Consider the following 7,892-nt stretch of genomic DNA (forward strand, 5'->3'; position numbering starts at 1 on the left):
ACCTGGCGCCGTGCCACCAATGGAAGCAGTTGCCTAAAACTCCACCTCGATGGCAACGCCCGTCAAGATTGCCCTCTCTACGGCTGCAGAGGCGACAGCCAAGTCTTGCAGCCCCAGGCCCGTTCCATCAAACAGGGTAATCTCTTCGGCGTCGGTACGACCGAAATGATCGCCACGTATGACGGCGCCGATCTCGGTAATATCGGCCGGGAGGATGAGACGTTGCTCGACAGCATGCTGCGCCTCGCCAATTGTCGCGGCCTGTGTGATGTCGTCCGCAAAAACGGTCGCCACGGCGACGAGTTCGGCCTCCACTTCCTGTTTGCCTTTCGTATCGGTCCCCATGCAAGCAATATGTGTGCCCGGCCGCACCTGCGACGCCTTGAGAATAGGCTTGAAAGAGGAGGTGATCGTTATGATCACGTCAGCCTGCTGACCGAGTTGATCGAGGCCGACAGACTCAAATGGAAGGTCTCTTTCCTTTGCAACCTCTTCCAGGCGCACCAGCATTGTGGGATCGATGTTCCACGCGACAATCTTTTCGAACGGACGCTGGTCGAGAGCAGCCCGTAGTTGGAAGGCCGACTGATGGCCGGCGCCGATCACGCCAATCACCTTTGATTTTGGGCGTGCCAGGTACTTGATCGAAATGGCCGAAGCTGCGGCGGTCCGCATGGCCGTCAGCAGATTGCCGCCCACCGCGGCGCGGCACCGGCCGGTGTCTGCGTCGAAGAGAAAAACCGTCGATTGGTGGTTTGACAGACCATGTTGGGTATTGTTTGGCCAGAACCCTCCCGATTTGAGACCGAGGACAAGCCGGTCACGGTCAAACCCCGATTTGAAACCGTACAGCGCGCCAGCGTGGCCGATCGCCTCGCGTACGACGGGAAAATTGTATGCCGACTTGTTTGCCATGGAAGCGAAGACATCTTCGACAGCCACGAGGCAGTCCGCGGGAGAGACAAGCCCCGCGATTTCGTGTTCGGGAATGATGATCATGACTCAGCCCCGGCCAGCGTGGATAGGTGGCGTGGCAGTACCCGCAGAAATCCTTGCCTGCGGAGATCGGCCGAAGTGTTTCCTAGCGCCGTTTCTCAGTTCCATGGCAATCTTTCCAGGTCGACATTGCCGCCAGTGACGATGACTCCGACCCGCTTGCCGACGAAGGCTTCGGGGTATTTCAGGATCGTCGCCAACGGAACGGCACTTGAGGGCTCGATTACGATCTTCAGACGCTTCCAGATCACCTTCATCGCATCGACAATTTCTTGTTCGGAGGCGGTGTGAACATCGCTGACGTATCTGCTGACGAAATGCCAGGTGAGTTCCTTGAGGGGAACCTTGAGCCCGTCCGCTATCGTGTCGGGCGCGTCGTCAGCGATGATGCGTCCAGCCTTGAAGCTGCGGCACGCGTCATCGGCCTGTTCAGGCTCCGCCGCATAGATCTTCACATATGGCGCCAGGTTTGAAAGTGTCAGACAAGTTCCCGAGACCATTCCGCCCCCGCCAATGGGGGCGACCACTGCGTCCAGCCCTTCGACCTGCTCGATCAGCTCGGCTGCGCATGTCGCCTGCCCGGCGATCACGCGGTGGTCGTTGTAGGGGTGGACGAATTCGGCATCCGTCTCTGCGACCACATCGGCAAAGACTGCCTCGCGGCTGGAGGTCGACGGCTCGCACTCCACCACATGACCTCCGTACCCCTTGACGGCATCCTTCTTGGCCTGTGGCGCGGTGCGCGGCATGACCACAGTGCAGGGTATGCCGCGACGGCCGGCGGCGTAGGACAGACATGTGCCGTGATTGCCGCTGGAATGTGTTGCGACACCCTTTTTTGCTTGTCCTTCCGATAGTCCGAAGACGGCATTTGAGGCACCCCGCGCCTTGAATGCTCCGGCTTTCTGGAGGTTCTCGCATTTGAAGAAGAGCTGTGCCCCGGTCAGCTCGTTGAGCATACGCGAAGTCAAAACCGGTGTGCGGTGAATATGCGGGGAAATCCGCTCACGCGCAGACAGCATGTCATCGAGCGTTGGGATGTACATCGCATCCACTTCATGCCGCCTTCTGTTGGGTACCAGCGGCGCTCCGGCGGTAATGATCCTGGGCCGCGGCTACGCCTGAGCCCAGTTTCACGTTGAAGCCAAGGTCGAGCATCGTCATTTCTGCCGTGGCAATGCCCGAGAGGGCCATCACATCGGTAAGGCTGCCCAGATGACCGATGCGGAAGACCTTACCGGCAACATCGCCAAGTCCGGTTCCAAACGCGACGCCGTAGATCTCGGCCGCGTGAGCCACGATCCTATTTGCATCAAAACCTTCCGGCACGCGGATCGCACTGACTGTGTCTGAGTAGAGTTCGGTGCGCGCGGCGCAAAGGCTCAGCCCCCACGCATCCACGGCCCTTCGAACTCCCTCCGCAATGCGCCGATGCCGCGCAAAGACGTTCTCAATACCCTCATCCAACAGGATCTCTGTTGCGACTTTCAGCCCATTCAGAAGCCCGACGGGCGGAGTATAGGGATACCCGTTGTTGGCGTAACCGTTGGCCATATCCCGAACATCGAAGAACGTCCGTGGCAGCTGAGCGGTCGTGACGGCATCGAGTGCACGCGGTGAAAAGGCGACGATCGCGAGGCCCGGCGGCAACATGAAGCCTTTCTGGCTTCCTGTGACGGCGATATCGACCCTCCATTCGTCCATTCGAAAATCCATCGAGCCGACCGAACTTACGCCATCGACAAACAGCAGCGCTGGATGTCGAGCCGCATCCATGGCCCGCCGAACCGCCGCTATGTCGGAGCGAACACCGGTCGCGGTCTCGTTATGGGTGGCAAGAACCGCTCTGATACTGTGCCCCTTGTCAGCGGTCAGTATTTCCTCGTAACGGTCGGCGGAGACCCCCTCGCCCCATTCCTGCACCACCACCTCGACCTCGAGCCCATGGCGCTTGCACATGTCGATCCATTTATGACTGAACATACCGTTGCGTGTGGCGAGAACCTTATCTCCGGGCGAAAGGGTGTTGCTGATGGCCGTCTCCCACCCGCCCGTGCCCGTCGACGGGAACACGAAGATCGCGGATCGTTCTGACTTGAGTATTTTCTTCACACCTTCCAAGGCCGGGTGCAGTATTTTGCCGAAGAGCGGACTGCGGTGATCGATGGTTGGCATGTCGACAGCCTTGCGTAACACATCGGGTATGTTGGTTGGACCGGGGATGAAGACTGGATTTTGGCTGAACATGGGCAGCATCCTTTGCAAAATTGATCTGAATTACTTCAGTTGGCGCCAGTCGCCACTTTGACCCTTCCAACCGACGACGCGACCGTTGAGCCGTTCGATTGTGTTGCGCATGCTCGTCACAAGCCCCGCCCACTCAGCCGCAGAAATGCCGTCCACCGCCGGTTCGGGTCCCATAAACATGCCGTCGACGCCTCCGAAGGATACGCACTGTTCGATGCATCTGCGCTCCAGTTCGCCGTCATGAAAGACTGAAGGGTTTTCGAGCACCGCCGATAGCGCCGCGATAAGCCCTGTGGCACCCCAGTTGGATACGTTGGAGACGATAAGATGATCAGCCGCAGTTGCCGCGGCAACCCCTCCGCGTCCTGGATGCCCGCTGTCCCTGGCCTTGGGAGAGAACGTTCTGAGATCCTCAGCGATCACGCCCATGCCCAGTTCGTTTCCGCCGTCGCCAATGGCAATGAAGGGGACGCTTTGAGCTTTGGCGCGGCGAAAGAACTGATCGAGGTCAGCTACAAGACGGTCGAGAGGCCGGCCCCCGAGGCCATGATATAGACCTCGGTCGTTCTGGCCGGGTCGTTCAATCGAGATCACCAGCGACGGTTTCGTCACATCAAGCAAGGCATCCGTGATGGCCCTGCAACCGGCGTCGTCCTTCGGCACGCTGCGGATATACACCGGGCGGATGAAATCTATCGATTTGATTAGGCCATCGGCGGGAAATGGAAGCGGAGACAGTCCTGCACCGCGGCAGGTGCCGATCATCATTTCGACCCAGTCATTGTCGGTCAGGATCACGGTCTCGATACCGAACGCCAGAAACAGAGCGCGTGCGAGGAGAGCCGCTCCAACCGGACCATCGGTTTCCGGGATACCGGCGCCTTCAGGAAAACCTGTGGCGATAACGACCGGGCCCTTGTGTTCCTGCGTCCGGTCACAAATCAGCTTGGCGGCGTTCATGCACGCTGGACCTGGCTGGCGCTTCTGAAGCGCATCATGAAGCTTGCCGATCAACCCCACGCCGGTCAAATCGAGAGTCATGAAGTTTTCGATCGTCTGGGCGATCTTCTCCCAGCTTGGACTTGTTGGATCAAGCATGATTTGCTCCGGGGCCGTTGCTCAAGCTCAGCTTGAAGGAAATATCCGTTGAAGTGGGGCATCCAATTTCGGGGGGCATGCGCCATGCTTGCGAGCACGACCAGCCAACTCCCGAAGGGACAGCCATCTGCCTATCAATATGCCTTGCCTCGCGCGGAGACCGGCCACAGCGTTTCGACCTTGCCGTTGCGCACGCCGACATACCAATCGTGCACATTGCAGGTTGGATCGCAGTGACCGGGAACCAGGTGCAGCTTGTCGTTGACCTTGAGGACACCATTTGGATCGTCGATGACGCCGTGTTCGTCAGTCGCCTTGATATATTTGACGTCGCTGCGGCCGTAGACAAAAGGCAATCCAGAGTCGACCGACTGCACCTTCAGCCCGGCATCGCAGATCGCTTTGTCTGGTTTGGTATGGCTCATTACGCTGGTGAGAATGAAAAGCGCGTTCTGCCATTCCCCCTCATCAATTCGCTTTCCGTCCTGATCGAGAATTCGACCGTAGTCAGCGTCCATAAATGCATAGCTACCGCACTGGAGTTCGTTGTAGACGCTGGAATTGCTCTCGAAATAGTAGCTGCCGGTCCCGCCGCCACTGACAAGATCGGGCTCAAGGGCAACGGCATTGAGAGCCTGAACGGCATCCCTGACCTGTGCAATCGCGATATCCAGCTTGGCTTGTCGGTCTTGGTATTTTTCGATGTGTTGCATTGCGCCCTGATAGGCTTGAATGCCAGTGAACTTGAGGCCGGGGGCAGCATTGATGGCCTTGGCAAGCTCAACAACGGCCGCGCTTGTCGTGACGCCACAGCGCCCTGAGCCGCAGTCGATCTCGACAAAGCATTCGAGCAAGGTGTTGTGCTTCTGAGCGGCAGCGGACAACTCTCCGACGTTTTGGAGATCATCCACACAAACGATAATCCGAGCTCCGAGCCGCGGGAGACGCGCCAGGCGATCGATCTTCAGGGGATCGCGAACCTGGTTCGAAACCAAGACGTCCTTGATACCGCCACGGACAAAAACCTCCGCCTCGGACACTTTTTGACAGCAGACGCCGATGGCCCCGCCCAGTTCCTGCTGCAGGCGCAAGACATCCACGGATTTGTGCATCTTTCCGTGGGCCCGGTGGCGCATTTTGTGGGCCTTTGCATAGTCGCCCATTTTCTTGATATTGCGCTCGAGTGCATCAAGATCGAGGATCAGGCATGGCGTCTGAATTTCATCCACTGTCATGCCTGGAAGGGCCGGTACATCGAAACCGATTTCCATCTCCCCGAAGTTCATTTCGGCATTCATTTTCTTAACCTCCCTAGAAGCACACCAGCGGGCACTCACGCCGGCCGCGACTGACTTCCGTTGCTTTCCCGTCTCCGTCCGTCTGGACCTACAGGTCCCAGGCCCCCTTTTTGACGGAACCGACGGACAGCCTCTTGGCTCAATGTCAGCCCAGGTCGATGGTCACGCTCGACTTGATCGAATTGGCGATGAAACAACCTTTGTGAGCGCGATGATGAAGCCGCTCCAACGCCGCGCGGTCAGGCTGTTTGTCAGTGCCAAAGGTGACGAGGGGGTGGAGCGTGATCGACGATACCCATTGGGCGCCTTCGGGGCTCTTGGAAACTTCGCCCACCGCTTCGTCTACATAGCTCGCAACCTTGTAGCCGCTGCCCTCGCAGATCGCCAGGAAGTAGAGCATGTGACAGCTTGCCAACGCATTCACGAGCAATTGTTCCGGGTCAGCCAGCGTAGGAGTGCCGAGGTATTCGGCAGCCGCGGATACCGGTATGGTCACCTGCGGGCTAATGATCGCTGTGTGATCTCGGCTGTATGTCGGCTGCTGAGGATGCGGACTGGCAACCCATTCAAGACGAACTTTGTGTTTTGACATTTGGATTTCCTTTCGTTGGTCTGCGGATGCACTTATGCCTGCTGAAGGGTAGCGACCATGACCTCGGCGATCGCCACATCGGCATCGACCGGACCGCCGGATACGCCCACGCCGCCGATAACGGTCTTTGCGTCACGAACGGGCAAGCCGCCACCGAAGACCACGAAAGGTCTCTTGCCGCCACACGCATCGAGACCATAAAGCGGGGCGCCCGGCTGGACGGCCTCAAGCCAATTGCCGGAGGGGGAGCGTAGCGCGAGCGCTGTGTAGGCCTTGCTCTGGGCGATTTCGACTGTTGCGAGCGCGGCATCGTCCACCCGCATGAACGCCAGCAAATTGCCGCCCTGATCGACGATCGCCAGCGAGGACGGCTCTGACAGTTCTCTGGCCTTCGCCGCGCCGGCCTCAAGTGCCTTAAACGCCACTTCATGCGTAATCACTTTGCTCATGATGGTTCCTTGCGTTGGTCCGTGGGGCGGGTTGCGCCTTAGTTGTAGACGCCGCCGTCGACGTTGATTGCTTGAGCCGTCACGTAGGAGGATTCGTCTGAGGCGAGATAGACAAAGAGCGGAGCGACTTCGTTGGCGCTCGCCTGCCGGCCGAGGGGGATGATGGCCTTGGCAGCCGCTTCCTGCTTCTCCCGGCCGCCCATAAAATTGATAGCTGGCTGGTTGAACGGTGTGTCGATCCAGCCAGGACACACGGCATTCACGCGAATTCCTTCGGGTGCCAACTCGAGTGCGAGAGTTGTTGCCAATCCTATGACCGCAGCCTTGGAGGATGAATAGGCTGTCAGGCCTGGCGCTCCACGCTTGCCGGCCAGCGATGACATCATCACCACTGACGACCTCCCGCCTTGCCTGAGGAAATTCAGCGATTCGCGCACAAAAACGAAGTTCGCTCGTACATTGATGGCGAAGACCCTGTCCCAGTCCGCGGTCGAGAAAGTCTCAGCTTTACCCGAAAGCTGAATGCCGGCATTGAGGCACAATGTATCGATGCCATTCATCCATGTTGCTGCCTTGGCAATCGATTCCCTGATCTCCTCCTCTTTGGAGATATCGGCCTGCAAAAACTTCACCTTGCCCCCGAATCGTCCTTCAAGGTCAGCGCCCTTCTTGACGTCGATATCGACGACGGAGACGATCGCGCCCTCGGCTATGAACGCCTCAACAATGGCAAGGCCTATGTTGGCGACGCCACCGGTGAGCAGGACCCGCTTTCCAGCCATCCGTTCGGACATTGTCTTCTCCTCATTGATTCAAAAATTGCAGTTTGCTTATGCCAATCGATAGCGCGCGAGGTCAGCAGGGAGCTCTTCCCGTTGTTTGCTTCAACCAACGAAGCGATCGTGATTGCGAGGCCATCTCATCGATTACATCGTATGTTAACGTTTACATTTCGGCCCAACGTCGGTGCGCTGATGTGTGCCTCATCCTGGTGCGTTGACATTGTCGAGGATTGCCTGGTTCACGGTTGATGCGGTTTCCATCTGTGGCATGTGGCCTGCGTGCGGGATGATGGTGAGCGTTGCGTTGTCTGGCACGTCGGAAGGCTGCGGAACCGGCACGACCTGGTCCTGGTCGCCCCAGATGAGCAGCACCGGGCACGGCAGTTTGGCGAGCTTGTCGCCGATCGCCTGGCGCTGGCCATTGTCGTCG

9 protein-coding genes are annotated in these 7,892 nt (G+C 58.5%); all 9 read right to left on the reverse strand.

Features of this window, described 5'->3' with window-relative positions; translation table 11 throughout:
* Window positions 1–33 precede the first annotated feature (33 nt).
* Complete coding sequence (gene bhcD / locus ASD12_RS16410) at window positions 34–999, reverse strand: iminosuccinate reductase BhcD (protein WP_056588020.1); 966 nt, start codon at window positions 997–999, stop codon at window positions 34–36.
* 95 nt (window positions 1,000–1,094) lie between these two features.
* Entirely contained in the window at window positions 1,095–2,042 is a 948-nt protein-coding gene (bhcB, locus tag ASD12_RS16415; protein ID WP_056588023.1) for a beta-hydroxyaspartate dehydratase BhcB, read from the reverse strand.
* Window positions 2,043–2,052: 10 nt separating this feature from the next.
* Complete coding sequence (gene bhcA, locus ASD12_RS16420; RefSeq protein WP_056588064.1) at window positions 2,053–3,243, reverse strand: L-aspartate--glyoxylate aminotransferase BhcA; 1,191 nt, start codon at window positions 3,241–3,243, stop codon at window positions 2,053–2,055.
* A 30-nt stretch (window positions 3,244–3,273) separates the two neighbouring features.
* Window positions 3,274–4,341, reverse strand: a complete 1,068-nt coding sequence (locus ASD12_RS16425; protein WP_056588026.1) for a glutamate cyclase domain-containing protein — start codon at window positions 4,339–4,341, stop codon at window positions 3,274–3,276.
* Between the two features lie 134 nt (window positions 4,342–4,475).
* Entirely contained in the window at window positions 4,476–5,639 is a 1,164-nt protein-coding gene (bhcC, locus tag ASD12_RS16430; RefSeq protein WP_056588032.1) for a 3-hydroxy-D-aspartate aldolase BhcC, read from the reverse strand.
* A gap of 145 nt (window positions 5,640–5,784) precedes the next feature.
* The gene (locus ASD12_RS16435; RefSeq protein ID WP_056588035.1) at window positions 5,785–6,231 is read right to left on the reverse strand and encodes an OsmC family protein; all 447 of its coding nucleotides are present in this window, start codon (window positions 6,229–6,231) and stop codon (window positions 5,785–5,787) included.
* A gap of 32 nt (window positions 6,232–6,263) precedes the next feature.
* Entirely contained in the window at window positions 6,264–6,680 is a 417-nt protein-coding gene (locus ASD12_RS16440; protein WP_056588038.1) for a heme-binding protein, read from the reverse strand.
* Between the two features lie 38 nt (window positions 6,681–6,718).
* Window positions 6,719–7,474, reverse strand: a complete 756-nt coding sequence (locus tag ASD12_RS16445) for an SDR family NAD(P)-dependent oxidoreductase (RefSeq protein ID WP_056588041.1) — start codon at window positions 7,472–7,474, stop codon at window positions 6,719–6,721.
* 189 nt (window positions 7,475–7,663) lie between these two features.
* Window positions 7,664–7,892, reverse strand: a 229-nt coding sequence (locus ASD12_RS34635; protein ID WP_348271721.1) for an alpha/beta fold hydrolase, incomplete at its 5' end; no start/stop codon positions are given.

The organism is Mesorhizobium sp. Root102 (assembly GCF_001425625.1).
GTDB lineage: Bacteria > Pseudomonadota > Alphaproteobacteria > Rhizobiales > Rhizobiaceae > Mesorhizobium.